Here is a 25,255-nt window from a genome sequence, read left to right on the forward strand (position 1 = left end):
TTCCTCTCTTTGGTGCGCCCCTGGGGTTAATTCAAATACGGTTGCCATCACAGTTCATGAAGGCAACTAACAAGTCACGGCACTCGGACGGCCATAAAACGGCCGCCGGTGCGTTCGGCGTTAAGTGTAAAGCCATGATTGAAGTTGATACCAAAACTTGGTCTGTCCGCGATCCAGATAGGATCTTGGAGGTAGCCTTGGGAAAATCTCATCTTTCTTCGGGGGTAGAGCCCAGAGAAGATTTACTGTTCTTCGAGCATAAGACCAAGCCAATAAGTGTCGATTTCGGGTTTTATGGTAATGAAACGACATTTAATGGTGAGTGGGTGGTGTACGTTATAAACACATCATTCGAAGAACCCTGGAGTCAGCCGCTTGAGAGAATGGCTTCAAGTAGTTTTTTAAAGGCCATCGAAAATGTTCAAAACACCGTGGCAAAATACACTTAACCAGTCATTCCAGTTCGTTCCGGCCCTGATGGGCCTCCACCGGACGGCCTTTTCTTCGCTTCGCTACGTAAAGGCCGCCGCTGAATATTGGCGTTATGCATATGGTTTTGATCAATGCTTAGATTAGCTGCTTTGTTGGTAATGTTGGTTTCGCATAATGCATCGGCTCAGAGTTTCTTAGACTCGCTAGCCGCAAAGTACTCAGAGATGTTCTGTGAACATGAGGGTTTTCTGGAATGTGCTGCGGCAAAAAAGGGTGAGTGCGTTTCTGCAATTGAGCGTTCGGTTCAGCACTGCGACGATTTTGCTTTGCAAATTTATGAAGAGACTGAAGCAGGTGAGGATTCTAGGCTTTCAGGAGAATCGTTTGCAGACTGTTTTTCAACGACCTTTGCCAATGGAATGGACCTCGAAGAAGAGAAATTTGATTCTTGCAGCTTTCCGGCACTTCGAGACCATCAAAATCAGCTACGAGAAAAACTTAGGTCTAAACGGTCCTAAAATGCATAACAAGTCGCTCAAGTTTGTTCTCGGCCTATCGGCCGTCCACCGGACGCCACTGTCGTGGCGCCGCTTAGCTCAGCGTTAGAAATACCAGGAGTCGCATTCACAATGGACCGTAGTTGCAATGGCAAAACAACTCACTGAAGTTGAACTATCGGAGTTAAGGGCGGCGTTTGGGGACGTGACAAACTATGAGTCTGAAGATCCCGAGGCACCAATAGATCCTCTTAGCTACGTTGCGCCTGACGGAGACACATGCTTGCACATTGCGGCACACCGCGGCGATCTAGAAGCAATTCGGCTATTGCTCAAAGCAGGACTAGATGTAAATGCTCGAGGTGATATGGGGTATACGCCATTGCACTATGCCCGTTCACGAGAGGTATTCGATGTATTGCTAGCCTCGAACGCTGATCCCAGCATCAAAAATGAGTTCGGAAAGGTTCCTAATATCCGAGATCCGGAATAGTTTGGTGCTCAGGAATTTCTAACAAGGTGGTGAACGGGACGCCAACTACGCTGCGCTCCGTTGCCGCCCATTACCACTGGCGTTAGGAGTCAACATGGACGAGACGAATGAAGAATGGATCGCGGACTACCTCCGTTTAGAGTACGGGGAGGACACGGACGATCCTGATTCGGTCAAAGCTGAAGACATCAAGCATATAGGCCATTTCATTATCGACGGAGTGCCAACTGATTACTTCACTTACCCTCAGTCAGGCACCCCCTATATGTGGGCGATCATTGAAACGATTGATGGTAGAGATTGCGTAAGTATGACTAGCGTACCGCCTCCGGTTGGTTCTCATGGGCAGAGCTCCTAACCAGTGCAGGCACGGCGACGCCCATTACATTTCGCCTTTGGCTTCATTCCATGGGCGCGCATGCTGCAAGCGTTAAAGGGAAAGATGGAATATAGAATCGCGAGTTTCCTGGTGGCGGTTTGGGGGTTGGCTCAGGGGTACTACCTGTATCAGATTGGTGCTTCTCTTGCGTCTAATGGCGTTGGTTGGACGATCTGCATTATTGCATTGCTTTTGGCGCTGTCGCTTTTGACTGCTAGGAATTGGGCTCGGTTAATGACGCTTTCCGCCAGTACGCTCATGCTTATCGTCTACGGGTATTTTACGGTTAGGCATGGCGCTCCACCCCCTCTATCCGCATGGATACAGCCCGCGTTGCTGGTAATTGTGGTGGTCCTGCTAGCTAGGCGGCCCTTTAACAAGTCACGGAAGGCGGACGCGTGAGACGCGCCGCTTCGTTTTCGCGTTAAGGGCCAGTGAATGACGACCATCGCCCAAGTCAAAAAGTATGCTAGAGGAAGCTTTCTTCCTTGGATGTCGAGTCAAGGATTTGTGCTTTTTGGCGTTTTTGATTTTTATCGGAAAAGAAACGGCATATACGATTTATTGCAGTTCACTGCTAAAAACGGAGGCTGGAACTTAAAGTGTGTCGCTATGTGCTGGGCCCCTGAATGTAACCCCGAATATGACATGGCAAATTTCCCAAAGAAACTACCCGTCAACACGATGTGGAATGGTGGGTACGTCAGCCAGTTCGGGGTCGATTTTGGTGGCGGGAGTCCCTCGATTCGCTACGAGCAGGATGTGTCAGTGGCTCTGTCATACTATGCAGAGGTAATTGAACAACATGCATTGCCTTGGTTTGAGACTGTTCCAGATCTCGACCACCTACTGGGCTTGATGGACAAGCCTTAACAAGCGGCATCACGGCGACCGCTTTTCCGCCGCTTTGCGGCTCCAAACCGGCGCGTGTGCCGGGCGTTAAGGCAAAAGGTACCAAGTGAATATTTTCAGCTGGTTCTTTAGAAAACGAGCGATCAAAAAACATGTCAGAGTGCTTGGTCCTGCGCTGAGAGAAAGATTTGGCTATCAGAGGAATTACACGGCGACGCAAGTTACGGATACAGCAACTTCACTGAACTTGCCTGACAAGTATCTTTGTTATGCCATCGCGCTTTACTGTACTAAAGAGGAATACGAGCGAAGCACAACTCATCCTCAATCAATGGTTATGGATTATGCAACGGCCAGGGCAGTGAGCTTCAATGTCGCTATTGTTACCGCTGTCGGTGGTGTTTCAGGCGAGAGCGGAATTTCATCAAGTGGCGATTCTGGAGATGGATTTGGCGGCGGTGATGGCATCTAGGGAAATTACTTCGGTGCGAGTCTAGCCTTAACAAGTGCATCAAATTCGTTCCGGGCCGATGGCCCTCCACCGGACGGCTTTCTCTCCGCTTCGCTGCGTAAAAACCGCCGTTTATGCAGGCGTTATGCACTATGAAACTATTTCAGAAAAAACTTGATACGGAATCGCTTTCGGCCCTCAAACTTCTCTCCGAAAGCTGTGTTCAGTTCTTGTACAGCCCTTATGCCCATGTTGATTTTGGTAGTTCAATAATCACTGTTCAGCATATTTCAATCCAGATAGGCTCCAAACAATACTTGATCATAGAGAATGACTGGGCGGATACACCTAAAGAAGCGCATGACTATTATTTTCTGGGAGCTCGAATATCCGATAGGCCTAAAGATGTCACAGTAAGGGAAAGCAAAGATGGGCGTCGCTGGACGTACATAATGGATCATTTTAGCTTTCATCTAGGCAAGCGAAAACGAGTCGTTTCTGTCGAGGTAATGGAAGATTCCTTTATTGGAGAAGAAGAGTCCGTCCGCTACGACGCTGGCATCGTCATAACTTTTGAGGATTCCTCTAAAGTGTCAATTGTGAGAGAGGAGTCTATTACAGGCGCTCTGCGAATCGCAGCTTTGCAAAAGGAAAACAATGACTTAATCGCGGACTTAAAGCCTAGAGTTCGATACAGTGCATAACAAGGTGGTCAACGGGACGCCAACTGCGCGTTGCTCCGTTGGCGCCCATTACCACGGCGTTAGGTAAATTGTGGATATTATTAATCAACTAATTCGTTATGTATTATCGATAAGTCTGATGGTTCCTATGCTGGGAGCCGCGGTAGTTATCGCCCCAATTTCCTTAGATCGCAGTTGGCGAATTATTCGTAGCTGGAGTCAAACAACGATGAAGATATTTGGGGTCGTAGTCGAAGTTAAATTTGAGAACGGTCAGTCTCAGCTCGAGGAAGGTGGAGTTATAGTTGTCCTCAATCAACAAAGCTTAATTGTCCCAACGGCTATTTCCTCAAGATGTGATAAGCGGCTGATGAGTATTTGGAACATCGAATACGCGCTTATTCCATTCTTAGGTTGGGCGACAAGCTTGATGGGGTGGGTCATTGTTCGGCAATGGCCCAAACAATCAAAGAGACAATTACGCAAGGCTGCTCTTTACGCAAAAAACGGTGGTTTAATTCTTATATCGGCAGAGGGAATGCGGAGTATCGATGGAGAACTGATGCCCTATAAAAAAGGTGCGGCGGTTCTGCCGATTGAGTCGCAGGCTCTTATTCATCCTCTTTACATTGCTGGTGCCAGGCATTGCCTTCCGGTAGGTGAATGGAGGATTCGGCCTGGAACAATTGTTCTTCATTACTTAGAGCCTATTCCAACGCAGGGGCTCACCTATGACGATCGAAATTCTTTGCTAGAGAAGCTTCGAGTGGTAGCAGAGGTTGAACATGCTCAATGTAAACAAGCCAATTAATCGTTCACCTAACAAGGCCAGGCATGCTCGCCCACAAAGAAACGTGGGCTGGACTCGTTTCACTCGCCCATGCTGGCGGCGTTAGGTGACAATCATGGATACGGCCTCACAAATTGCTCGGTACGCACTGGTACTTGCGCTGATGGCGCCTCTTTTGGGAGGCGCATTGGTTATTGCCCCTTTTTCCGACCGTATAGGCAGGCGCATGGTGCGGGCTTGGAACCAGGCGTTTCTGTCCACATTTGGCATATCGTTCGAAGTGCAGTACGACATCGGGCCCGAGCAACTGGAACAGGGCGGGATAATCGTCGGGCTGACACAACAGAGCATTATTGACCCCACGGTAGGGTTCGCGGTCTGGGACAAGCCGGTCAATGCAATCTGGAACATCGAGTACGCGTTAATTCCATTTTTCGGCTGGGTCTCGTTTATTCTCGGCTGGGTCATTGTTCGCCAGAATCCTTCTCAATCAAAACGCCAGATTGAGAAGGCGGCGAAGTACGCTGCAAATGGCGGCCTAGTCTACTTGTCTGCTGAAGGAAAACGCAGTGTCGACGGCAGCCTGAGCCCCTACAAGAAAGGGCCAGTTGTCATGGCAATCAGTGCCCAGGTCCCGATATTCCCAGTTTATATGGCGGGCAGCCGACAATGTATGCCGCCCGGAGCCTGGAAAATTCGCCCGGGAAAAATCATCATGAGGTATTTGGCCCCGATACCAACCACTGGCATGACATACGAGGATCGACATTCACTGCTTGAGCACCTACGGATAGTGGGTGAGAAGGAGCATTCACGGTGGTTCAACGATCGTGAGTCTGTCACCTAACAAACGTTTCAAGCCGACCGTCCCGCCGCGCTTTGCGCGCCAGTCCGGCGGCTTAACCTAGGCGTTATGAGGGTAGGTGAAAGTTGATGGAAGGTGGTTGGCAAGTAGTCGGGCTCTCTATTGGCGCTTTTCTGAATTATGCCCTCGCCTTTATCGTGTCTATCGAAATAGCCGAACGAGATTTACTCTCCTTTCGAGAAAAATTGAGTTGGAATGTATTCACTTGGTTGGTGCCCGTAATAGGCCCCTTTTTCACGCATAGACACCTGAGAATTGGTTGGGCAAAGGGCAGCGGTAGCGGCGGTGGAAACGGAATCGTGCCACCTGGTGATAGCGGGTCCTGCTGATGCAACCTCATAACAAGGTGGTCAACGGGACGCCAACTGCGCGTTGCTCCGTTGCCGCCCATTACCACGGCGTTAATTGATACAAGGTAGTTACGTGCAACAACAGTCGGAAGAAGTGCTTGAACTCGCAAAGGAGCTGGTGAGTTCCGTAAATTCCATGTCATCGGAATGGCGAAGAGCATATGTGCGATTTCATCACAATGGCTCAAACTACGGTGTCTGTGGTTCTTATTCTGAGCCAGATAAAGTGAAGCTTTTCGATCCTTTTGCGTGTGGGCCACTGTTCGACGTAATGATCTCGGGGTTTTTAGAGCTCCACGAACTCATGCTAGCTAAAGGCCAGGTATTCTGTGTCGCTTTACTTGTAGTTGATGCCGACCTGAATTTTAAGGTTATGTTTGAGAGTGAAGACAGCTCTAAATGGCCTATAAACAAGTCCGAATTCGATGGTATTCCTTCTGGCTTTGATGACTCATCCCCTTTGACTGAATCGATCTCAGAGGGCAAGCCATGGTGGAAACTTTGGTAATCCCAATTAACAAGTCACGGCACACGGACGGCCATAAAGCGGCCGCCGGTGCGCTCAGCGTTAGGCAAGATCAGTATGGAGCAAATAACAAACTTCGGAGATCAGCGGACGCTAGCTTACTGTGCCTTCTGTGGAGGCAAAACTGGTACCAGGGATCACTGCCCATCACGAGTTTTCCTTGATCAGCCTTTTCCGGAAAATTTGCCGGTAGTGCCTGCTTGCGCTGAATGTAATAGCAGCTTTTCCATAGACGAGGAGTACTTGGCGTGCCTAATTTCGTGCGTGCTAGCTGGCTCTACAGATCCAGATAAAATTGGTCGTGAGAAAATTGCGAAGATTCTTAAGAGAAAACAGGCTCTCCGTTCAAAGATTGAATCTTCTATTTCTGTGGTAGAAGGCAACACGATTTTCGAACCAGAACACAATCGTGTAAAAGCAGTATTAACCAAGCTTGCTCAAGGGCATGCGTTATTTGAGCTTCATGAATCAGTTGCTCGCGAACCTGACGATATTTCCGTATTTCCCATGCTTGCGCTGACAGAACAACAGCGTATGGATTTTGAGCAGCCAGTTGCCGCTGAAGTTTGGCCAGAAGTAGGGAGCAGAGCGATGCAACGAATGTTAACCGGCCAAGATACGGATCAAAGCGGTTGGATTGTCGTTCAGCCTAACATGTATCGCTATGTAGCATCGGCAGTCGGATACATTGAAGTGCGGATCGTAATAAACGAATACATTGGGTGTGTAGCGCAGTGGGAATGAGTACGGCAATGCCTAACCAGGCCAAGCACAGCGACAGCTTTTTCGTTGCGGCTTCGCCTCCACTACAAAGCTGCGCGTGTTGGCGGCGTTAATGGAATACAAGGACCGAGTCTTGTGAAAGCCGCGCATATTGCCATCTTATTTTTGTGCATTTGGGGCTCAAAGGTGCTCGCGTGTGAGAATACTCCCACGGAGTTTGGGATTCCCACCGAGGTTAAATCATGCCAGTCCGAATTTAGAAAAATGTATGACCGATTGGATGTGTTCCAGTCGAATCTTTCTAATAAAGAACTCGACCTGATTGCGAAGCTGAGTTCTTACCTTGAAAAAGGCGCTGACAGAGAGATCGAATGCACTGTCCTCCTGACTGGCTGGCTCCCGGGAGAGCTCTGGAAGGAACAACCGAGCAGTTTCATCATGCTTGAAGGGGATTTTAATCGGTATCTCAAAGTTGCTGATCTGGACGTGCCGCAAAGCTTCAAGGACATGTTGTTTGAAACCGCTTCAACGAACTTGGCAAGCTTAAAGAATTTTTTCGAGAGCTAATCAGCAAAGAACTACAGCCCCGAGAATATAAGATAGGGTCATGTTGAGAGCAGTGTATCCATTAACAAATTGTTGTAGCTTGTTCCGGCCTGCGGCCTCCACCGGACGCCCCTGTCGGGGCGCCGCTAAACAAAAGCGTTAAATTGATATGGAAATTGTCGTCGTCCTTGCAATTATAGGGCTTTTCTATCTCTGGCCCATGCTGTTGTCAGAACTGCATCTCTATCGATTAGGCCAGTCGTCGGCGATCAAGCTGCGTTTAAAGGTCTACAGCTTGAGCTACGGTGTCTGGCTAATTTTCGGGGTGTTGTACTTCCTGGCATTGACTCAGCTAAATTCTGACGCAACGCAGTATGCAGCGACCTGCGAAATAAACGAGAGCGGCTGCAACCGCGCTTACCTTGTGACAGTCGAACGAATTGACGAGTGGGGTTCCTTTATCTTGCATCCCGTTTCAGCACTTTTCGCATGGCTCCTGCTCCAGTGGTACGCCAAGAAAATTTAACAAGTTGTTGTAGTTTGTTCCGGCCTGCGGCCTCCACCGGACGCCCCTATCGGGGCGCCGCTAAACAAAAGCGTTATGTGTGCTGTTAACCATGGAAAATTGGAAGCAAGCGGCAATCAAATTTTTCCCTGATATTGAGGCGGATTTGTTAGCCGTTGAGTCCCCATCGGAGCTTTGGATTGAAATCGAGTTTTGGTTTTTCAAAGCCGTGGAGCGAGGAGACTCCGAGTTTCAGCAGAGAGTGATTGGCTTTCTGAATTACTGTACGAGCGGCGTACTCGGTGACAAAAGCTCCCAAATTCAGCAAGCTGTCTACTGCGGAATCTTAGAGAACATCGGCCGCAACAAGAGGTGTTGGCCTTATTTGGGTGAGTGGTTTGATAGAGCTTCTTTTGACCAGTATCGGGGTTCTCTAATCTACAGCCTTACTGACTGGCAAGCTCAGGAATTAACCGACGCGTATGAGTCTGGTCGCACATAACAAGGCCATCAAATTCGTTACGGCCACAAAAGACGTGGCCTCCACCGGACTGCCTTCGCGCTGCTTCGGCAGCCGTTTATGGCGGCGTTATGTCATTGGTGTAAGGATGTCGTTTAATGCGGAATGTTTCTGAGCTTAAGAAGGCTCTTAAGCAAACCAAATTCCCAGAATTCATGGAACGCTTGAGATTTGAGAAGGGGCCCAATGGTCTCTGGTTCTATAGGAGCCGGGGCATTCTCATTGATGTGCTCCTTATCCAACCTTTGGCAGGCGGCAATGGAATGCGTCTACACCTCTCGACCACTACTCTCGATTTACTTACAGACTTCGATAGGGACAGATTTCCCAGAGGGTTTTACTCTGCCTTTGGCAATGTTTCGCGGTTATTTCTTACTAAAAAAGGAATCCGGTTCGCGGGATATGATTGGCCCACCGAGGATGAAGTCCAGGTACGCGAGTCCGTCTTAAAAATCTGTGAATTTGTCCGATCTGATTTAATCCCCTGGTACAACAATATTCGGACTAGGAAAGATCTCTACGACTCCATCCATGACGACGTTAAATATGATAACGGCTCTTTTTCGGAACACTTGGTAAGGGTTTTACTTGTGGAATAGACATAATCAGTCGCTCAAATTCGTTACGGCCACGCAAAGCGTGGCCTCCACCGGACAGCCACTGCTTCGCAGTGTCTGTCGTTTAGCTTGGCATTATGAGTTTTGGTCATGCCGATAATGTTTCCTGAAACTGGTTGCGATTTTTGTCGAAAGTATTGGACGCATCCATTTCTGGAAAATCGAGACGAGATACTGAAGCTACTGGCAGACCCGAACTGGGAGAGACAGGCGAGGCTCTTCCAATGCAACAAGTGTGGTGCCTACTGGGAAAATCCAAATGGGGCATATCCGGTGGGGCTCACAAAAGAGGAAGTGGAGGAGTTCTATGGGATCAAGAACTCATAACAAGGCGCTGTTGTCGCCGCTATCGCGGCTGGGACGGCTTACGCTACGCTCCAGTCGCCCCAAAGCTTGGCGTTAGGTGAATACATGGATCAGTCCAGGCCAAAGGGAGTGCAAAGGCTTTTCGCAGCGTTCGTACTGATTACGATCACAGAAACCATGGTTCTCTTGGCAGCTGAGCCGCTGGCAACGGCATTTTTGGCTTTCGTCTTGCGCTTTGCCTGCTTGTTGCCCTTCGTTGGCCTCTATTTTGGCTCTTGCAGGGCGTTGTGGCTGGCAGTAGTACTAGCAATATCTTTTGGTTTGGCTTGCTGGGTTGCCTTGCTCTCTTCAGATTTGAGGTTCCCGGAAAGCCTCTTTGTTCTCGTTTGGGCGCTGTTCCTCTCGGGTGCCGCCGCATATTTGATAAGCGTTAAAAATCATGAGTTCTACCAGGCAGCCACCTAACCAGTGTATTAAGTCTGTTCCGGCCCGATTGGGCCGCCACCGGACGCCCTATTCGGGCGCCGCTTATGCAAAGCGTTAATTGCTATGAGTATCGAGATAGAACAGTCGAATGAAGACACCGCTTTCATAAAGCGAAAGAAAGCTTCAGTCTCTAAAAAATATGCGCCTACTCGCTCAAAATCTATCGAAGAGGCGAATGAGTTGGCAGTTTATCTTTTTGCGCTAGGCAGGCTTGACGAGGCAGAAGTCCTTCTAAAGAGCTATAGCGAGAAATCTCCTTTCGTACATCCAAGATATGAGCGCTGGGACGCTGCATGTTATGCGATGTTGTTGCAAGCACATATTATGAAGCTTGTAGGCAATAATAGGGAGTTTGAAAGGCTGGTTGGAAAATCCTGCAACGACCTATTTAATCCAAACCACTGGTTTAAGAACGATGATTTTGATGAGTTCGCTGACTCAGTTAGAGCCGGAGTTGATGTCTTCGATGGAGTAACGAAGTCAGAGAAGCTTTTGGCAAGGGCAGAAGGTATCTTGGCACTGTTAAACGCGATCTACATTTGGCCTAATAAATTTGAAAGCTTTAAAGCTAGAAAATCTGAACTAGAACAATTGCTCACCGAAGAAATCGATAGATTGGCGGAGCTGTTGAGCTAATTCAGCAATTAACAAGGCGTGTAAGAGGGACAAAGTGCTACGCACTCCGCCCCTTCACTTGGCGTTATGTGTAGATAAAATTATGAGGCAAATTAAAGTCAAAATTTTGCCCGGCATGGGTAGCGCCGACGGAAAGTGGGAAATCGTTAATTTCGACGATTTCCTCGTACACTATTCCCCGCGTCTGGCAATGTCTGTCTCATTCATTAAACAGTTCCCACCTCTTCATATTTTGAACGAGGAGCTGCTTTCAGGCGGCACGGATCAAGGAATGAGCGGTGGTTGCTACTGGAAGCCTTTCGAACTGACTGAACAAGAGTACGAAGATATTCGAGAAGAAATGCTCAGATCACCTTCACACGATCTTGAGTATGACCCTGGTCTGGAGGATCGCAAAACCATCAATAAATGGTGTGGTGCCGTGCTATCTCGTCACAACCCAAGGAACCGGAGTGCCACATAACCAAGCAGTCAACCGGGAGCCAAAAGCGTGGCGCTTTTGGTTCCCTCCGCTGTCACTCCGGCGCCGGTTACCCCAGCGTTAGGCGGCATTTAGACACTGTTGTGGAACCACAGGGAGGTTGCCATGAGTGAAATCAATGCGCATGTGCCCGAGACGGGCTCACTTCAACCGCTCGTCGAACCGGAATGGCTGGAAAAACACCTAGACGACCCTGACCTACGCATCGTGGATGCAACGGTGCAAGTCAAGCTCTGGCCATTTCCGCATATCAGAAGCGGTAGGCGTGGGTTTAAGCGGCGCCACATCCCGGGCGCAACATTTGCAGACCTCCTGAAAATATCGGATCCCCAGAGGCCTTCTTACACGTTCACGATGCCAACCGCGGAACGGTTTGCCGACTGCATGGGCCAACTGGGCATCGGGAACGGCACACGTGTCGTGCTTTACGATGGACGGGAGAACATGTGGGCCGCGCGATTGTGGTGGATGCTTCGCACGTTCGGCTTCGACGACGCGGCGGTTCTTAACGGCGGGTGGACGGCCTGGCGGCTTGAAGATCGTCCGGTCTCCTCGAAACCTTGCGCGTATCCGGCTGCCACGTTCACCCCGCATGTCCGGCCGGAGCTCATCGTTGGCAAAGAGGCGGTGCTGACCGCAATTGAGGACTCGACAACGTGCATCGTGAATGCGCTGGGCCGCCGCCAGCATCGAGGTGAACGTAAAGAATATGGGGGACGAGGGCATATTCCAGGCGCAAAAAACGTGACGGCATGGGAAATCCTCGACCGGAAAACGATGCGTTATCGTCCGGCCGAAGAGCTGCGTGAGCTGTTTCGCCCAATGTTGGAGGCCGAGCGGGTTATTACCTACTGTGGTGGTGGCATTGCCTCCTCGAGCGATGCGTTTATCCTCCACTTGCTGGGGCATCCGAACGTGGCCGTTTACGATGGGGGGCTGATCGAGTGGTCGGCGGATCGCAGCTTACCCCTTGAACTCGGAGAATGAGGATTACAGGTACGTCGCCTAACACGGCGCTTCACGGGACGTCAATTCCGCTGCGCTCCATTGCCGCCGTTGAGCTTTGGCGTAAGTGTCAAAGGACTGATCGATGAAAGGTGAATGTCTCTGCGGAAACGTGAAGTTCGAAATTGAAGAGGAGATTCGCAACCTCTATCAATGTCACTGTTCATTGTGTCGCAAAGCCACCGGAGCAGCCGCTAATGCTGCCACTTTTGTGCAGGGTAGCCAAGGAGGGAGCAGTATGCGAATACGGAGTTGTGCGGCAGAGGATATTGAGCAAGCTGCTCTTATTTTCTGTCGGGCTTACGCTGCAGAGCCATACAACGAATTCTGGGAACTAAGCGGTGCTTCCCGCTTAGCTCGGTTATTGGTCCAAAGCGTAAACGGTGGTGCAGGCGATGGAGCTCGGTCGGTTGCTTACAAGGCTTCTGGCCCAGCTGAATGGCTATTTGGGTAGCCGAACGTGAGGAGAGCCCGATTGGACCGGCATCGCAAAGTGTGAACTGAGCAATAGGGAAAAGGGGAGCTCGCCAGGCAGAGCAGTGCTCCACCTGGCAAAGGGGCTAGTGATCAGGAGACCGCGTAGCCAAGGACAATCAGAGAGATAAACGCCAGTGCCGCGCCGATCAGCGCGTACGGGATCTGGGTCAGGGCGTGCTGCATCGGGGTACAGCCGGAACCGGTAGACGACAGAACCGTTGAGTCACTGAAGAAGCAAGCATGGCTACCGAACGCAGAGGCTGAAAGCAGGGCGCCTACGGTCAGCGGCATGGATACGTCCATTGCTATCGCCATCGGGATTACGATGGGCAGGGATACCACGAACACACCCCAGCTTGAACCGGTGGCAAATACCACAGCAGCCATGGTGACGAACACCAGCGCTGGCATCAGCTCCGGAGACAGGTAAGGGGTAATGGTTTCGATGATGTAGGTGGTCATGCCCAGCTGGTCATTGATTTCCTTGATCATGAAACCGGCGGCAACCACGGCGATCGGATGCAGCATCACCTTGAAACCGTCCAGCATCGCATCGGCCAGCTGACCGAAGCTCATCAGTCGCTGGCAGAAATACAGCACCATGGTGAAACCAGAAGCCACCAGTGCGCCCAGAAGCAGGTCAATTTCATAGTAGATGCTGGCTGAAACCAGTACCGCCATCGGCAAGATGAAGTTCATCATGCCAACCATTATCGGCGGGCACTTTACATTCGACGTGTCAAAACCAATAGACTCGACGCCGTCAGGAACCGGCTGGCCTTTTTGAGCCCTCAGTTCCGCTTCTTTCATAGCGCCCAGGTCTTTGAGCTTGCCGGAGGCAACCAGCAGCACCACAATCAGCGCGGCCCAGCCATACGCCATGTACGGGATGGACTCGATGTACAGGGACATTCCCTGGCCTTCAGCAACCGCTCCGTTTTCCTCGAGCAGGGCACCGAAGTAAACAGCCCAGGTGGACAGCGGAACAAGGATGCAAACCGGGGCCGCCGTAGAATCAACCAGGAACGCCAGCTTCTCGCGGGAGATGCGAAAGCGGTCGGTCAGGTTCTTCATGGAAGCAGACACCGCCAGGGAGTTCAGATAGTCATCAATGAACACTGCCAGGCCGAGGAAGGACGTCGTCAGCATGGTGCCGCGCTTGGTTCTCACCCGCTTGGCCAGGAACTCACCAAAACTGAGTACGCTGCCGCCACGCTCCAGGATGTTGATCAAACCGCCCATCATGCCGCAAACCAACACAATCCAGGCAATGGTCTCGTTCTGAACCACGCCCATGGACAGGTCGCCAAGGCTGGTGATCAGGGTGGTCGGCTCAAGCAGGAGCAGGCCGGCAATGATGCCGGCAAAAATCGATTCGAGCGGCTTTTTGGTCTTGATCGCCACCAACACGATCAACAAAGAAGGCAACAGGCTTACAAACCCATAGGATTGCCCATCGGTATACTGCGAGGAGAGGTAAGCGAACCCTGCCATGATGGCGCCGTACACGGCAATGGAGAAAAGAGGGCCCCGTTCTCTGGTTTCCCGAGCCTGATCTTCCATAGAAGGGTAGTCACCCATTGTTTGCGAAGTGTCATGTGTCATTATCGTACCCATCGTCTACTTTTTTTTTGGAATTGCGGCGATTTCTCGCCGCGGTAACTACAGGTCATTGTTGTGCAGCAGGCTCTTTGCGGCCTGTCTCTTACTTAACTTGCTTAAACACCAAGCTGGTCGCGCAGGTTGTAGTACCAGGCGCCCATGGCCGTGAAAGGAATCCGGAACAGTCGGCCGCCAGGGAAGCTGTGCTGGGGCAGGCTGGAGAACACGTCAAAGCGCTCGGCCTGGCCGCGCATCGCGTCACTGATCACCTTTCCTGCCAGGTGCGAGCAGGTCACGCCGTGGCCGCTGTAGCCCTGGGCGTAGTAGACATTGCTACCAATGCGTCCGAACTGCGGCAGGCGCATCAGGGTAAGCAGGAAGTTACCAGTCCAGGCGAAATCCACCTTGGTGCCCTTAAGTTCCGGGAAAGTCTTGAGCATGTTGGGAACAATCAGGGATTCGATCTTGGAGGGCTCACGGGCGCCGTAGGTCACGCCGCCACCGTAGACCAGGCGACCGTCGCCAGACAGGCGATAGTAATCCAGCAGGTAGTTGCAGTCTTCCACACAGTTGTCTTTCGGCAACAGGCGCTTTTGGACGTCTTCAGAAAGCGGCTCCGTGGCAATAACCTGAGTACCACACGGAATGGCCTTGGATTCCAGCTTCGGCAACAGACCGTTCAGGTAGGCATTGCCAGCAACCAGCACGTAATCTGCGGTAACGCTGCCGTGTTCGGTCTTCACGACCGCCATGGCGCCTTCTTCCACGCTGACAGCAGGAGTGCCTTCGTAGATGGTGCCTCCGAGGGATTCGAGGGCGGCAGCCTCGCCGAGCACGAGATTCAGCGGGTGGAAGTGACCGCCGGTGTGGTCAATAAGGGCGCCGGTGTAGCGATCGGAACCAATGTGTTCCATGGTCTGGTTGCTGTCCAGCAACTCCAGGCCCTCATGGCCATGGGCTTCCCAAAGCGCTTTCTTGTCTTGCAGTTCATTGAACTGGCGGCGATTGCAGGCCGCGAAAATGCCGCCGTCCTTGAGGTCGCACTGGATGTTGTAATCGCGAACGAAGCGGCGCAGGATGCGGCCACCTTCAAACGCCATCTGCCCCATATGCTTGCCAACCTCTTCACCGTAATGCTGTTCGATGAAGTCGATATCACGGCTGTAGCTGTTTACGATCTGACCACCGTTGCGGCCAGACGCACCGAAGCCGATCCGGCTTGCTTCCAGCACGGTGACTTTGTAACCAGCCTCAGCGAGGTGCAGGGCAGTCGACATGCCGGTATAGCCTGCACCAATAATGCAGACGTCGGATTTGATGTGTTCCTTCAGGGCAGGACGCAACTGCTTATCATTGGCAGATGCCGCGTAATAGGAAGAAGTGTGTGTCGTTATAGGCACGAGGTCGCTCCCGAAGTCGCTTGAGTTAGAGGTCTTACAATGCCTCTAACGGTACGAGATCCGTGGAAACGCCTATATACCCCCCAGGGTATATTTTGGGACGGAAGGTCAAAAATCGGTTCCGGAAACAAGAACGCCACCCCGTAGGGTGGCGTTCTGTGTTAGCCCGAGGCTGTTCAGCTCAGGGCCGCAATACAGCGATCGAGAATATCCATACTCTCATCGATCAACTCATCGCTGATGGTCAGCGCTGGCAGGAAGCGCACAACGTTGCCACGAATGCCGCAGGAAAGCAGAATCAGGCCGTTTTGGCCAGCTTCGGTGATGAGCGCCTTCGTCAGCTCCGGGTCGGGACAATTGACGTTACCATCGACCACTAATTCCATGGCAATCATCGCGCCCAGGTTACGAACATCCCCAATGCGGGCCGGGAAGCGCTCCTGCAGCTTGCGCAACCGAGCAGTCATACGCTCGCCAATCGCCACGGCACGTTCGCACAGGTTTTCTTCTTTGATCACGTCCAGCACCGTTAGCGCTGCAGCGCAGCCGATGGGAGAGCCACCGTAGGTGCCGCCCAGGCCCCCCGGGCCGGGGTGATCCATGATGTCAGCCTTACCAACCACCGCCGCAATCGGGAAGCCTCCGGCAATACCTTTTGCCATGGTCATCAGGTCCGGCTCGATGCCAGAGTATTCGGTCGCGAACATGCGGCCGGTACGGGCGAAACCGGTCTGGATTTCATCTGCAATGAGGAGAATACCGTGCTGGTCGCAACGCTCGCGCAGTGCCTGCATGAACTCCGCAGGCGCCGGATAGAACCCTCCTTCTCCCTGTACCGGCTCGATGATGATCGCAGCAACGCGATTCGGTTCGATGTCGCACAGGAACAGGTCGTCCAGCGCGGCCAGTGATTCCTCAACCGAGACGCCGTGATAGGCGTTCGGGTAGGGCGCGTGGAAGATGTCAGCCGGGAACGGACCGAATCCCGCCTTGTACGGCTTCACCTTACCGGTGAGCCCCATGGTGAGGTTGGTGCGCCCATGAAAACCGCCTTTAAAGGCTATCACGCCGGAACGGCCGGTGTAGGAGCGGGCAATCTTGACGCAGTTTTCCACGGCTTCCGCACCGGAGGTAACGAAGATGCTCTTTTTTGGGGTAGTGCCGGGGGCAATTTCGTTGAGCCTTTCTGCCAGATCTACCGCGGACTCGTAGGGCGTCACCATCAGGCAGGTATGGCTAAAGCGCTCGAGCTGAGCCTGCACAGCCGCCTGAATGCGAGGATGGCTATGCCCGGTATTGTTAACCGCAATGCCGGCACCCAGATCAATGAAGCGCTTGCCTTCCACGTCCCAGATTTCGGCGTTACGGGCTTTGTCGACGTAAACCGGATGAAGCGCACCCTGGCCCTGTGCCATGGCAGCAGAACGGCGCTGATGAAGTGATTGATTGGACATGAGCGTGTCTCCTTGTTTGTAAATGGCGGGTCAGCGAATGCCGCCCATGCACAGATATTTGATTTCCACGAAGTCATCGATGCCGTAGCGAGAGCCCTCACGGCCGATACCGGACTCCTTGATGCCGCCAAACGGCGCCACTTCGTTGGAGATCAGGCCCTCGTTGATGCCGACCATGCCGTATTCGAGCGCCTCGGCAACCCGCCAGACGCGGCCGATATCACGGCTATAGAAATAGGCCGCCAGACCAAACGGGGTGTCGTTGGCCAGCGCGATCGCTTCAGACTCCTCGGAAAAGCGGAATACCGTAGCGACCGGACCAAAAATCTCCTCCTGCGCGATACGCATGGATGGCTTTACGCCCGTTACCACGGTAGGCGGATAGAAGTTGGGGTTGTCGGGCGTACCGGTGTGCTCCTGAGAGACCCGGGCGCCGGAAGACACGGCGTCGTCGACCAGGTCTCGAACCTTGGCCACCGCCTTGTCATTGATCAGCGGGCCGATGGTGACCCCGTCCCCGAATCCGTCACCAACATTCAGCGCCGCGACCGCTGCGTTCAGCTTTTCAACGAACGCATCGTGAATGCCATCCTGAACCAGGATGCGATTGGTGCAGACGCAGGTTTGCCCAGCGTTCCGGAATTTAGACGCCATCAGGCCGGTAATGGCCGCATCAAAATCAGCATCATCAAACACGATGAACGGGGCATTGCCGCCCAGTTCCAGCGATACCTTCTTTACGGTATCGGCACACTGGCGCATCAGAAGCTTTCCGACCGGCGTTGAGCCAGTGAACGACAGCTTGCGCACGCGGGGATCTTCACACAGGGTCCGGCCCACTTCCGGCGCCTGCAGGGTGGTCACCACATTCACTACGCCGGCTGGAATACCCGCCCGCTGGCTGAGTTCGGCCAGAGCCAGGGCACACAAAGGAGTATCCTCGCCGGGTTTGATCACCACAGTGCAACCTGCGGCCAGGGCAGGTGCCACTTTGCGCGTGATCATGGCGATCGGGAAGTTCCAGGGGGTGATTGCCGCCACAATGCCAATCGGCTGTTTGATGGTCACCAAACGTTTGTCCGGGCCGTGAGCCGGAATCACATCGCCGTAGATACGTTTGGCTTCTTCTGCGAACCACTCAACGAACGAGGCGCCATAGGCAACTTCGCCCTTCGCCTCCGCAAACGGCTTGCCTTGTTCGCTGGTCATGATGTGCGCCAGGTCGTCCTGGTGCTCCATGATCAGGTTGAACCAGGCACGCAACCGCCCAGCGCGTTCTTTTGCCGTCAGCGCCTGCCAGGCAGGCATTGCCGCTTCAGCTGCGTCTATCGCGGCACGGGTTTCGTCGCCGCCAAGGTCGGGAACCTGGGCCAGGGTGGTGCCGGTACTGGGATTGAAGATGGGAAAGCTATGGGCTTTCGCTGCGCCTACCCATTCACCGTTAATGTAGGCGCGATCCCGAAACAGATCGGGCTCGTTCAGTTTTAGTGTCATCAATCGCTCCTCAAAAGGCTAAACATCTGGGTGTATGCCGTTGGAAAGATGGTAAACCGAACACTTTGTGTGATAAATCTGACTGATTAGGCGTTAACGTTGAGAGCGATCAAACAATGAAGAAAGACCTGAAGGTCAGCCTGGGGCAAGTAGGTGATTACGAGATCCGATTACTCAAGGTGTTCGAGGCGGTGGTAGAAAGCGGCGGTTTCTCGGCTGCGGAAAGTGAATTGAGCATCGGGCGCTCTACCATCAGTACCCACATTGCCAACCTGGAGGAACGCCTGGACCTTAAACTGTGCCGCCGGGGACGAGGCGGATTCTCCCTGACCGAAGAGGGCATTGAGGTCTACGAACTGATGAAGGGACTCTTTTCAGCGCTTGAAGGGTTTCGCTCGGGCGTGAATGCATTACACGTTCGCCTGACCGGAGATCTGCGAGTAATCGCCAGCGACGCGGTCTGCATGGAGCCTCAATCTCGGCTGCCCGACGCCATCGCCAGCTTCTCCGCAGCAGCCCCGGAAGTGAACGTGCTTCTGGACGTTAAGGCGCTAAACGATATTGAGCGCATGGTACTGAATGGCGAGGCGGATATCGGACTGATCCCGTTCCACCGGCAACTGTCCGGCCTGAATTACGCAACGCTGTACGCAGATCACTTCCACCTCTATTGCAGTCGAACGCACCCACTGTATGATGCGGTGCCCTCATCGGGCTTGCGGGACAAAGTTCTCGCCAGCAAGGTGGTCCATGCCGGCATTCACACCAGCCCGGAGGTGGGCAGCCAGCTGGCCGACATGAATAAGGCAGCTATTTCCTATTTTTACGAGGCGCGCCTGGCCATGATCCTCTCCGGCGCCTACATCGGTTTCATGCCGGACGCATACGTAGAGAACCAGGTGGCCAATGGCGAGTTAAAGACACTCATTCCGGAAGCCAAGCATTATTCTCTGGAAGTCGCCGCGATCACCCGAACCCATGGCCGTGGGAACCGGGCCAGGGATCTTTTTCTTGAAATGCTGACTCAACTGACACAGGCAGAACCACACTGAAAAGAGATATCGAAGCCGTTTCCCTGGCTTGGCGTACCCCCTGGGGGATATGGCCCCTCCCGAACCAGAACGCTAGCCTTGGCGAATAACCCATTTGCTTTCAGGGAGCGTTCCATGAAGACCAAAGCCGAGTGGCAGACACTGAGTCAGCAGATCACTTTCCGGAATCAGGCGTACATCGGCGGCCGCTTCCAGCCGGCAGTTTCCGGCGAAACCTTTGCCTCCGTGAATCCGGCCACTGAACAAACCCTGGCTGACGTTGCCAGTTGCGATCAGGCAGATGTAGATCTGGCAGTGGCCTCGGCACGCAAGGCCTTCGAATCCGGCGTGTGGTCACAAAAATCACCGAAAGAGCGAAAAGCAGTGCTTCTGCGCCTGGCCGACCTGATGGACCAGCACCGCGATGAACTTGCAGTCACCGACACTCTGGACATGGGGAAGTCCATCTCCGAAATGGTGAATATCGATCTTCCGGATTCCATTGATTGCTTCCGCTGGACCGCCGAATCCATCGATAAGGTCTACGGCGAGATCGCACCAACCGGTGGCGACACCCTGGGTCTGATCAGCCATGAGCCCGTGGGTGTTGTTGCCGCCATAACGCCGTGGAATTACCCCCTGATGATGGCCACCTGGAAACTGGCGCCGGCCCTGGCAGCAGGCAACTCGGTCATTCTGAAACCGTCCGAAAAATCTCCACTAAGTGTGCTGCGCCTGGCCGAACTGGCCACTGAGGCAGGCATCCCTGATGGCGTGCTGAACGTTCTGCCGGGCTACGGCCACACCGCCGGCAAGGCGCTTGCCCTGCATCACGGCGTGGATGTGCTGGCCTTTACCGGCTCCAGCCGGGTTGGTGGCATGCTGATGGAATACGCTGGCCAGTCGAACCTGAAGAAGGTCTGGCTTGAGGCCGGCGGGAAATCTCCGATGGTGGTGTTTGACGACTGCGGGGACATCGAAAAGGCGGCACAGACCGCAGCTGCGGCGATATTCTCCAATCAGGGTGAAATCTGCATTGCCTGCTCCCGGCTGTACCTGCAGCATTCCATCAAGGACCAGTTCCTGAAAGCGCTACTGAAAGCGGCATCCGCCTACAAGGGTGGCGATCCGCTGGACCCTGACACCAGCATGGGCGCACTCGTCGACAAAGCCCAACTCGACACCGTGGCACGGTACATCAAATCCGCCATGGACGATGGCGCCACCGTTCTTACCGGCGGCATGCCGGAATACATCGAAGGCAAAGGCTTCTACGTTGAGCCCACCATCATCGACGGCGCCAAGAATGGCATGCGTTTCGTTCAGGAGGAGATCTTCGGGCCGGTACTGGCGGTGTGTGAATTCGACGACGAGGCCAAGGCTATCGCGCTGGCCAACGACAACCGCTATGGTCTGGGCGCTTCGGTCTGGACCAACAACCTGTCTCGCGCACACCGGGTGAGTAAACAGATCCAGAGCGGCATGGTCTGGGTGAACGGCTGGGGTGGCGGTGACTCCACCATGCCTTTCGGAGGTGTGAAAGCCTCCGGCAATGGCCGCGACAAGTCGCTTCACTCGATTGAAAAGTACACAGATCTCAAAACGGTCTGGATCAGCCTTTAAGGGCTGGCCTAGAGCGGGCGCCGGGAACGCGCCCGTATCCGAATAAACAGAGGCTAGTAGTCGTCCAGGCTGTTCAGGTGGGCGATGAACTGGGTGAAAATTTCCGCCTGGGTCGATGTGTTTAGCCGATTATGAATGTTCTTTCGGTGCACTTTCACGGTCCCCACGCTGATTTTCAGTTGGTCGGCGATGGCCTGGGATGAATAGCCCCGCAAGATCAGCTCGGTTATTTCCCGCTCCCGATGAGTCAGCACACCGCTGGCAAAGGTACTCAGGGCCCGCTTCATTGGCCCGTGGGAACGTCCGTATTGCAGATACTCCTGTGATTGAGAAAGCCAGAACTGGCGCACCAGCGCACTCAAAATCGGGTAAAACTCGTTGAGCGTGTTCAGTTCGCTTCGTGGAATGCTATCGAGCGCCGCCTTACGCCCAAGGGTCAGCGTGCAGGTCACCTCGTCATCAAGCTGGATGATCAGGTTGATTTCGTCCACCAAGCCAAAATCCTGGTAGCAGGTCTGAAAGTATTCCGTTTCCTTGAACGAGTCCGGCATGATGTCGGCGAGTCGAATCACGCCTGGTGCAGCGCCGGACTCAATGGCATGAAACAGGGGATCGATAACATAGGCATGATTGAAGTAAAGCCGAAGGGTATCGCTCTGTTCTTCGGGTGCCGTAGGGTGAAGGAGGATAGGGCGCAAGGATGCTTTATACGCCACCATAATAAATGTATCGTAAAAACAGAGTGTTGATAGAAACTCTTCAAGGACTGCCGGAAAGCTGCGCAGGCGTTGGTGTTCGATCAGCACTGCGACATTTTTTTGCCAGCTATCGTTGGCATTGATATGACTGATTCGTTCTCGCATACGCGTTCGCAGCCCGACCTGTTCAAACCTGTGTCTGTGTGGCTCGGGAAACCCGGCAACCGCCAGGCTCCCAAAGTATGGGACTCATCCGGCCTGAGCCTGATCAAGGATCAATGCCCTGACATCATCGTAGGTCAAATCGAAGCATTCGCGCGCTTTTTCCACCATCTCGTCAACTTCGGCAGGAGTAATGACTAAAGGCGGGCAGAACACCATCCGATTGCCACAGGCACGCATGACCAAACCATTGCGGAAGCAATGATCGCGGCAAATCGTGCCAACATCAATTTCCGAATCAAACAAAGTGCCGGACGCCCGATCCCGCACCAGCGCGATGCCCGCCAGGAGCCCAACTCCTTCGATATGACCACTTAGAGGGTGATGGCCCAGACGCTCTCGAATCCGAGTCTGGAAGTAAGGGGCTATGGTGTTGGCGACATAATCGACCACACGTTCTTCCTGCAGCAGGCGGATATTTTCAAGCGCCACCGCCGCGGCAACCGGGTGGCCGGAATAGGTGAATCCGTGGTTGAAATCATCGCCGGCGTTAATCAACGCATTGGCAATGCGATCACCGACGGCCACTGCCGATATCGGCAGGTATCCGGATGAGAGCCCCTTCGCCATCGACATTATGTCTGGCTGGAAGCCAAAAGTTTCACAACCAAACCAGCTTCCGGTACGGCCAAACCCGCAGATCACCTCATCCGCGGCCAGCAGAATGTCGTATTTTCGACAGATACGCTGAACTTCCGGCCAATAGGTTGCGGGTGGAACGATCACGCCTCCTGCACCCTGTACCGGTTCACCGATAAAGGCCGCCACATTTTCCGGGCCGATCTCCAGTATTTTGTCTTCCAGTGCCTTTGCGCACAGCAGCCCAAATTCATCCTCAGACAGACCGCGGCCCTCGCCATACCAGTAGGGTTGAGGAATGCGGTGAATATCCGGCAACAGGGGTGTTGCCTGCCTGTGCATTGGTCCCATACCGCCCAGACTCGCCCCGGCCACGGTACTGCCATGGTAGGCATTCTCACGGGCAATCAGTGCCTTGCGACGGGGCTGGCCATTGAGCGTCCAGTAATGGCGCACCATCCGAATGACAGTATCCACCGCCTCGGAGCCAGAACTGGCAAAGAAGACATGATTCAGATCGCCCGGAGTGATATCCGCGATGGCCTGCGCTAACCGGGCCGCAGGCGCATTGGTGGTCTGGAAGAAGGTGTTGTAATAGGGCAGCACTTCCATCTGTTGCGTAGCTGCAGCGATCAATTCTTTTCGGCCGTAACCGAGGTTAACGCACCACAAGCCGGACATGCCGTCCATCAGCCGCTGGCCCTCGCTGTCCCACAAATAGATCCCTTCGGCGCGAGTGATCACGCGGGCTCCCCTGGCGTTAAGTTTTCCTGAATCGGTAAACGGATGCAGGTGGTGTTGCGCATCGACGGTACGAATGGCGTCCCCGTTTCCCTGCGCTGGGGTTTTCATTGTTGTTGGCATATTGTTTTCCGTAGCTTCCAATGAAGAGCCCGACTGGTGAACTAAGTTGCGGCTCGGTTAAGGCTTTTCTAACAAAACGGGCCAGACTGGGGATATACCTATCGGGGGATATCGGCTCGCCGCCATTCTCTCAACCACCCCATATACCCCCTGGGTTATAGTTACACTACTTATGGGATCGTTTAGTGTTCAGAGACTCATAGAAACGGCAGCGTTCCAAAGAGAGACGTATGACAGTCAACAAAAACACCGAATTCGATTTCTTTATCACCGACCTGAACGGTAATTTACGCGGTAAAAGAATGCCTGCCGGCGTTCTGAAAAAAGTTTTGAGCGAGGGCATCAAATTGCCACGATCCGTGGTCGGCTTCGACTTCTGGGGGGCCGACGTGCTCGATAACGGGCTGGTCTTTGAAACCGGTGACAGCGATGGTGTGTGCCTTCCGGTCTCTGAAACACCACTACCGGTGCCCTGGTCAGACATTCCCCGGCATCAGATTCTGGCCATGATGTTCAACGCTGACGGATCCGCTTTTGAAGCCGACCCACGCCAGGTTTTAAAGCGCGTGGTAGATCGCTTCAAGGCCCGTGGTTTGCGCCCGGTGATGGCCACAGAGCTCGAGTTCTACCTCATGGATGGCAAGTCCGAAACCACCCAACGCCCCATTCCGCCCGTACTTGCGAATGGCCACGGTCGCCGCCTTTCGAACACCGAAGGCTACGCAGTGGAGGAGATGGACGGGTTTGATGCCTTCTTCGCGGATATTCGCAAGGCCTGCGACGCCCAGGGTATCGAAGCAGATACCATCATTGCCGAAATGGGACCCGGCCAGTTCGAGATCAACCTCAACCATGTCGACGACCCATTGCTGGCCGGCGACCAGGCCATCCTGTTCAAACGGCTGGTGCGCGGAGTATCCCGCCGCCATGGCTATGGTGCCACGTTCATGGCCAAACCGTACGCCGATCAAAGCGGCAACGGCTTCCACGTTCACTTCAGCCTGCTCGACGAATCCGGACAGAATGTGTTTGATAACGGCACGGAAGAGGGCAGTGACCTGATGAAACAGGCGGTCGCGGGGATGATGGAAACCATGCCCGACACCATGCTGACCCTGGCGCCCAACCAGAATTCCTATCGCCGCTTCATGCCGGGTGCCCACGCGCCTACCATCGCCTGCTGGGGCTATGAAAACCGAACCGTGGCCCTGCGGATACCGGAAAGCCCATGCGCCGCTCGCCGTATTGAGCACCGTGTCGCCGGCGCCGATGCCAACCCGTATCTGGTACTGGCCTCTGTTCTGGCTGGCGCGCTGTATGGCATTGAACATGGCCTGGAGCCTGCGGCTCCCATCGAAGGCGATGCCTACGCGGAAAGCGACGAATCGTTGGTTCTGCCCAACAAGTGGGAAGACGCCACCAATGCCTTTGCGAACAGCCCGATCCTGAAGGAATACCTCGGCGAGGAGTTTCAACGCGTCTACAGTGCTGCCAAACGCCAGGAACAACGTCTGCTCAACGAGCGCATCACCGACGTGGAATACGAGGCCTACCTCGGGCTGCTCTAAGCGAATCACTGAAGACCCGACCAACCTGTCCGACGCATCAGTTCGTGTGGCACTCAGCCGCCTGAACTGATGGGGCGGGCGCTTTGAACTGGAGAATCCG

At 53.5% G+C, this 25,255-nt stretch carries 28 protein-coding genes; 22 read left to right on the forward strand and 6 right to left on the reverse strand.

All coding sequences use genetic code 11. From position 1 onward, the window contains the following. The 19 genes from KXD86_RS00005 to KXD86_RS19105 all read left to right on the forward strand — a co-directional run. On the forward strand, positions 1-449 hold a 449-nt coding region (locus KXD86_RS00005), incomplete at its 5' end, for a hypothetical protein (RefSeq protein ID WP_218634052.1). A gap of 114 nt (positions 450-563) precedes the next feature. Further along, the gene (locus KXD86_RS00010; protein WP_218634053.1) at positions 564-950 is read left to right on the forward strand and encodes a hypothetical protein; all 387 of its coding nucleotides are present in this window, start codon (positions 564-566) and stop codon (positions 948-950) included. Positions 951-1,077: 127 nt separating this feature from the next. Further along, positions 1,078-1,422: an ankyrin repeat domain-containing protein gene (locus KXD86_RS19040; RefSeq protein ID WP_218634054.1), complete on the forward strand. Its 345-nt coding sequence runs from the start codon at positions 1,078-1,080 to the stop codon at positions 1,420-1,422. A gap of 94 nt (positions 1,423-1,516) precedes the next feature. Beyond that, a complete protein-coding gene (locus tag KXD86_RS00020; protein WP_218634055.1) occupies positions 1,517-1,780 on the forward strand; it encodes a hypothetical protein in 264 nt (87 codons plus the stop codon). Positions 1,781-2,239: 459 nt separating this feature from the next. Then, positions 2,240-2,674: a hypothetical protein gene (locus tag KXD86_RS00025; protein ID WP_218634056.1), complete on the forward strand. Its 435-nt coding sequence runs from the start codon at positions 2,240-2,242 to the stop codon at positions 2,672-2,674. 85 nt (positions 2,675-2,759) lie between these two features. Continuing rightward, complete coding sequence (locus KXD86_RS00030; RefSeq protein WP_218634057.1) at positions 2,760-3,125, forward strand: DUF6559 family protein; 366 nt, start codon at positions 2,760-2,762, stop codon at positions 3,123-3,125. A 131-nt stretch (positions 3,126-3,256) separates the two neighbouring features. Continuing rightward, entirely contained in the window at positions 3,257-3,808 is a 552-nt protein-coding gene (locus tag KXD86_RS00035; protein ID WP_218634058.1) for a hypothetical protein, read from the forward strand. Positions 3,809-3,878: 70 nt separating this feature from the next. Beyond that, positions 3,879-4,598 carry a lysophospholipid acyltransferase family protein gene (locus KXD86_RS00040; RefSeq protein ID WP_218634059.1) on the forward strand — a complete coding sequence of 240 codons (720 nt, stop codon included), beginning with the start codon at positions 3,879-3,881 and terminating at the stop codon, positions 4,596-4,598. Positions 4,599-4,692: 94 nt separating this feature from the next. Next, complete coding sequence (locus tag KXD86_RS00045; protein WP_218634060.1) at positions 4,693-5,424, forward strand: lysophospholipid acyltransferase family protein; 732 nt, start codon at positions 4,693-4,695, stop codon at positions 5,422-5,424. A gap of 441 nt (positions 5,425-5,865) precedes the next feature. Beyond that, on the forward strand, positions 5,866-6,300 hold the full coding sequence (locus KXD86_RS00050) for a hypothetical protein (RefSeq protein ID WP_218634061.1): 435 nt from the start codon (positions 5,866-5,868) through the stop codon (positions 6,298-6,300). Between the two features lie 75 nt (positions 6,301-6,375). Then, positions 6,376-7,062, forward strand: coding sequence for a hypothetical protein (locus tag KXD86_RS00055; RefSeq protein ID WP_218634062.1), 687 nt, complete (start codon positions 6,376-6,378; stop codon positions 7,060-7,062). A 114-nt stretch (positions 7,063-7,176) separates the two neighbouring features. After that, on the forward strand, positions 7,177-7,608 hold the full coding sequence (locus tag KXD86_RS00060; protein WP_218634063.1) for a hypothetical protein: 432 nt from the start codon (positions 7,177-7,179) through the stop codon (positions 7,606-7,608). Positions 7,609-7,756: 148 nt separating this feature from the next. Then, on the forward strand, positions 7,757-8,113 hold the full coding sequence (locus KXD86_RS00065; protein WP_218634064.1) for a hypothetical protein: 357 nt from the start codon (positions 7,757-7,759) through the stop codon (positions 8,111-8,113). Between the two features lie 91 nt (positions 8,114-8,204). Next, entirely contained in the window at positions 8,205-8,594 is a 390-nt protein-coding gene (locus KXD86_RS00070) for a hypothetical protein (RefSeq protein WP_218634065.1), read from the forward strand. Positions 8,595-9,640: 1,046 nt separating this feature from the next. Beyond that, positions 9,641-10,000 (forward strand): hypothetical protein, encoded by a 360-nt coding sequence (locus KXD86_RS00075; protein WP_218634066.1) that lies wholly within the window; start codon positions 9,641-9,643, stop codon positions 9,998-10,000. Positions 10,001-10,084: 84 nt separating this feature from the next. After that, a complete protein-coding gene (locus tag KXD86_RS00080) occupies positions 10,085-10,657 on the forward strand; it encodes a hypothetical protein (protein ID WP_218634067.1) in 573 nt (190 codons plus the stop codon). 82 nt (positions 10,658-10,739) lie between these two features. Beyond that, positions 10,740-11,120 (forward strand): hypothetical protein, encoded by a 381-nt coding sequence (locus KXD86_RS00085; protein ID WP_218634068.1) that lies wholly within the window; start codon positions 10,740-10,742, stop codon positions 11,118-11,120. Positions 11,121-11,243: 123 nt separating this feature from the next. Further along, a complete protein-coding gene (locus tag KXD86_RS00090; RefSeq protein ID WP_218634069.1) occupies positions 11,244-12,125 on the forward strand; it encodes a sulfurtransferase in 882 nt (293 codons plus the stop codon). Between the two features lie 103 nt (positions 12,126-12,228). Next, a complete protein-coding gene (locus tag KXD86_RS19105) occupies positions 12,229-12,597 on the forward strand; it encodes a GFA family protein (RefSeq protein ID WP_446685632.1) in 369 nt (122 codons plus the stop codon). A gap of 113 nt (positions 12,598-12,710) precedes the next feature. Here KXD86_RS19105 and KXD86_RS00095 read toward each other — a convergent pair whose 3' ends face one another. From KXD86_RS00095 to KXD86_RS00110, 4 genes are all read right to left on the reverse strand, one after another. Beyond that, positions 12,711-14,183 carry a Na+/H+ antiporter NhaC family protein gene (locus KXD86_RS00095; RefSeq protein WP_228739279.1) on the reverse strand — a complete coding sequence of 491 codons (1,473 nt, stop codon included), beginning with the start codon at positions 14,181-14,183 and terminating at the stop codon, positions 12,711-12,713. A gap of 155 nt (positions 14,184-14,338) precedes the next feature. Beyond that, positions 14,339-15,622, reverse strand: a complete 1,284-nt coding sequence (locus KXD86_RS00100; RefSeq protein WP_312846235.1) for an NAD(P)/FAD-dependent oxidoreductase — start codon at positions 15,620-15,622, stop codon at positions 14,339-14,341. 176 nt (positions 15,623-15,798) lie between these two features. Then, positions 15,799-17,076: a 4-aminobutyrate--2-oxoglutarate transaminase gene (gabT, locus tag KXD86_RS00105; RefSeq protein ID WP_218634071.1), complete on the reverse strand. Its 1,278-nt coding sequence runs from the start codon at positions 17,074-17,076 to the stop codon at positions 15,799-15,801. Positions 17,077-17,106: 30 nt separating this feature from the next. Continuing rightward, a complete protein-coding gene (locus KXD86_RS00110) occupies positions 17,107-18,570 on the reverse strand; it encodes an NAD-dependent succinate-semialdehyde dehydrogenase (protein ID WP_218634072.1) in 1,464 nt (487 codons plus the stop codon). Between the two features lie 116 nt (positions 18,571-18,686). On the opposite strand from KXD86_RS00110, the gene KXD86_RS00115 reads away from it, so the two are divergent. Both KXD86_RS00115 and KXD86_RS00120 read left to right on the forward strand, forming a co-directional pair. Further along, positions 18,687-19,622, forward strand: a complete 936-nt coding sequence (locus KXD86_RS00115; protein WP_218634073.1) for a LysR family transcriptional regulator — start codon at positions 18,687-18,689, stop codon at positions 19,620-19,622. Positions 19,623-19,736: 114 nt separating this feature from the next. Next, entirely contained in the window at positions 19,737-21,224 is a 1,488-nt protein-coding gene (locus KXD86_RS00120) for an aldehyde dehydrogenase (protein WP_218634074.1), read from the forward strand. A 53-nt stretch (positions 21,225-21,277) separates the two neighbouring features. On the opposite strand, the gene KXD86_RS00125 is transcribed toward KXD86_RS00120, so the two are convergent. Both KXD86_RS00125 and KXD86_RS00130 read right to left on the reverse strand, forming a co-directional pair. Further along, the gene (locus KXD86_RS00125; RefSeq protein ID WP_228739280.1) at positions 21,278-21,922 is read right to left on the reverse strand and encodes a LuxR C-terminal-related transcriptional regulator; all 645 of its coding nucleotides are present in this window, start codon (positions 21,920-21,922) and stop codon (positions 21,278-21,280) included. 249 nt (positions 21,923-22,171) lie between these two features. After that, the gene (locus tag KXD86_RS00130; protein ID WP_218636680.1) at positions 22,172-23,575 is read right to left on the reverse strand and encodes an aspartate aminotransferase family protein; all 1,404 of its coding nucleotides are present in this window, start codon (positions 23,573-23,575) and stop codon (positions 22,172-22,174) included. A gap of 242 nt (positions 23,576-23,817) precedes the next feature. On the opposite strand from KXD86_RS00130, the gene KXD86_RS00135 reads away from it, so the two are divergent. Then, complete coding sequence (locus KXD86_RS00135) at positions 23,818-25,155, forward strand: glutamine synthetase family protein (RefSeq protein WP_218634076.1); 1,338 nt, start codon at positions 23,818-23,820, stop codon at positions 25,153-25,155. Positions 25,156-25,255 lie beyond the last annotated feature (100 nt).

It is taken from the genome of Marinobacter arenosus (assembly GCF_019264345.1).
GTDB lineage: Bacteria > Pseudomonadota > Gammaproteobacteria > Pseudomonadales > Oleiphilaceae > Marinobacter > Marinobacter arenosus.

What these genes read in the sequence shown, in the direction of transcription:
- KXD86_RS00010 (WP_218634053.1), top strand. Translation starts at nt 564, where the DNA reads ATGCTTAGATTAGCTGCTTTGTTGGTAATGTTGGTTTCGCATAATGCA.
- KXD86_RS19040 (WP_218634054.1), top strand. Translation starts at nt 1,078, where the DNA reads ATGGCAAAACAACTCACTGAAGTTGAACTATCGGAGTTAAGGGCGGCG.
- KXD86_RS00020 (WP_218634055.1), top strand. Translation starts at nt 1,517, where the DNA reads ATGGACGAGACGAATGAAGAATGGATCGCGGACTACCTCCGTTTAGAG.
- KXD86_RS00025 (WP_218634056.1), top strand. Translation starts at nt 2,240, where the DNA reads ATGACGACCATCGCCCAAGTCAAAAAGTATGCTAGAGGAAGCTTTCTT.
- KXD86_RS00035 (WP_218634058.1), top strand. Translation starts at nt 3,257, where the DNA reads ATGAAACTATTTCAGAAAAAACTTGATACGGAATCGCTTTCGGCCCTC.
- KXD86_RS00045 (WP_218634060.1), top strand. Translation starts at nt 4,693, where the DNA reads ATGGATACGGCCTCACAAATTGCTCGGTACGCACTGGTACTTGCGCTG.
- KXD86_RS00055 (WP_218634062.1), top strand. Translation starts at nt 6,376, where the DNA reads ATGGAGCAAATAACAAACTTCGGAGATCAGCGGACGCTAGCTTACTGT.
- KXD86_RS00065 (WP_218634064.1), top strand. Translation starts at nt 7,757, where the DNA reads ATGGAAATTGTCGTCGTCCTTGCAATTATAGGGCTTTTCTATCTCTGG.
- KXD86_RS00070 (WP_218634065.1), top strand. Translation starts at nt 8,205, where the DNA reads ATGGAAAATTGGAAGCAAGCGGCAATCAAATTTTTCCCTGATATTGAG.
- KXD86_RS00075 (WP_218634066.1), top strand. Translation starts at nt 9,641, where the DNA reads ATGGATCAGTCCAGGCCAAAGGGAGTGCAAAGGCTTTTCGCAGCGTTC.
- KXD86_RS00080 (WP_218634067.1), top strand. Translation starts at nt 10,085, where the DNA reads ATGAGTATCGAGATAGAACAGTCGAATGAAGACACCGCTTTCATAAAG.
- KXD86_RS00085 (WP_218634068.1), top strand. Translation starts at nt 10,740, where the DNA reads ATGAGGCAAATTAAAGTCAAAATTTTGCCCGGCATGGGTAGCGCCGAC.
- KXD86_RS00090 (WP_218634069.1), top strand. Translation starts at nt 11,244, where the DNA reads ATGAGTGAAATCAATGCGCATGTGCCCGAGACGGGCTCACTTCAACCG.
- KXD86_RS19105 (WP_446685632.1), top strand. Translation starts at nt 12,229, where the DNA reads ATGAAAGGTGAATGTCTCTGCGGAAACGTGAAGTTCGAAATTGAAGAG.
- KXD86_RS00095 (WP_228739279.1), bottom strand. Translation starts at nt 14,183, where the DNA reads ATGGAAGATCAGGCTCGGGAAACCAGAGAACGGGGCCCTCTTTTCTCC.
- gabT (WP_218634071.1), bottom strand. Translation starts at nt 17,076, where the DNA reads ATGTCCAATCAATCACTTCATCAGCGCCGTTCTGCTGCCATGGCACAG.
- KXD86_RS00110 (WP_218634072.1), bottom strand. Translation starts at nt 18,570, where the DNA reads ATGACACTAAAACTGAACGAGCCCGATCTGTTTCGGGATCGCGCCTAC.
- KXD86_RS00115 (WP_218634073.1), top strand. Translation starts at nt 18,687, where the DNA reads ATGAAGAAAGACCTGAAGGTCAGCCTGGGGCAAGTAGGTGATTACGAG.
- KXD86_RS00120 (WP_218634074.1), top strand. Translation starts at nt 19,737, where the DNA reads ATGAAGACCAAAGCCGAGTGGCAGACACTGAGTCAGCAGATCACTTTC.
- KXD86_RS00130 (WP_218636680.1), bottom strand. Translation starts at nt 23,575, where the DNA reads ATGAAAACCCCAGCGCAGGGAAACGGGGACGCCATTCGTACCGTCGAT.
- KXD86_RS00135 (WP_218634076.1), top strand. Translation starts at nt 23,818, where the DNA reads ATGACAGTCAACAAAAACACCGAATTCGATTTCTTTATCACCGACCTG.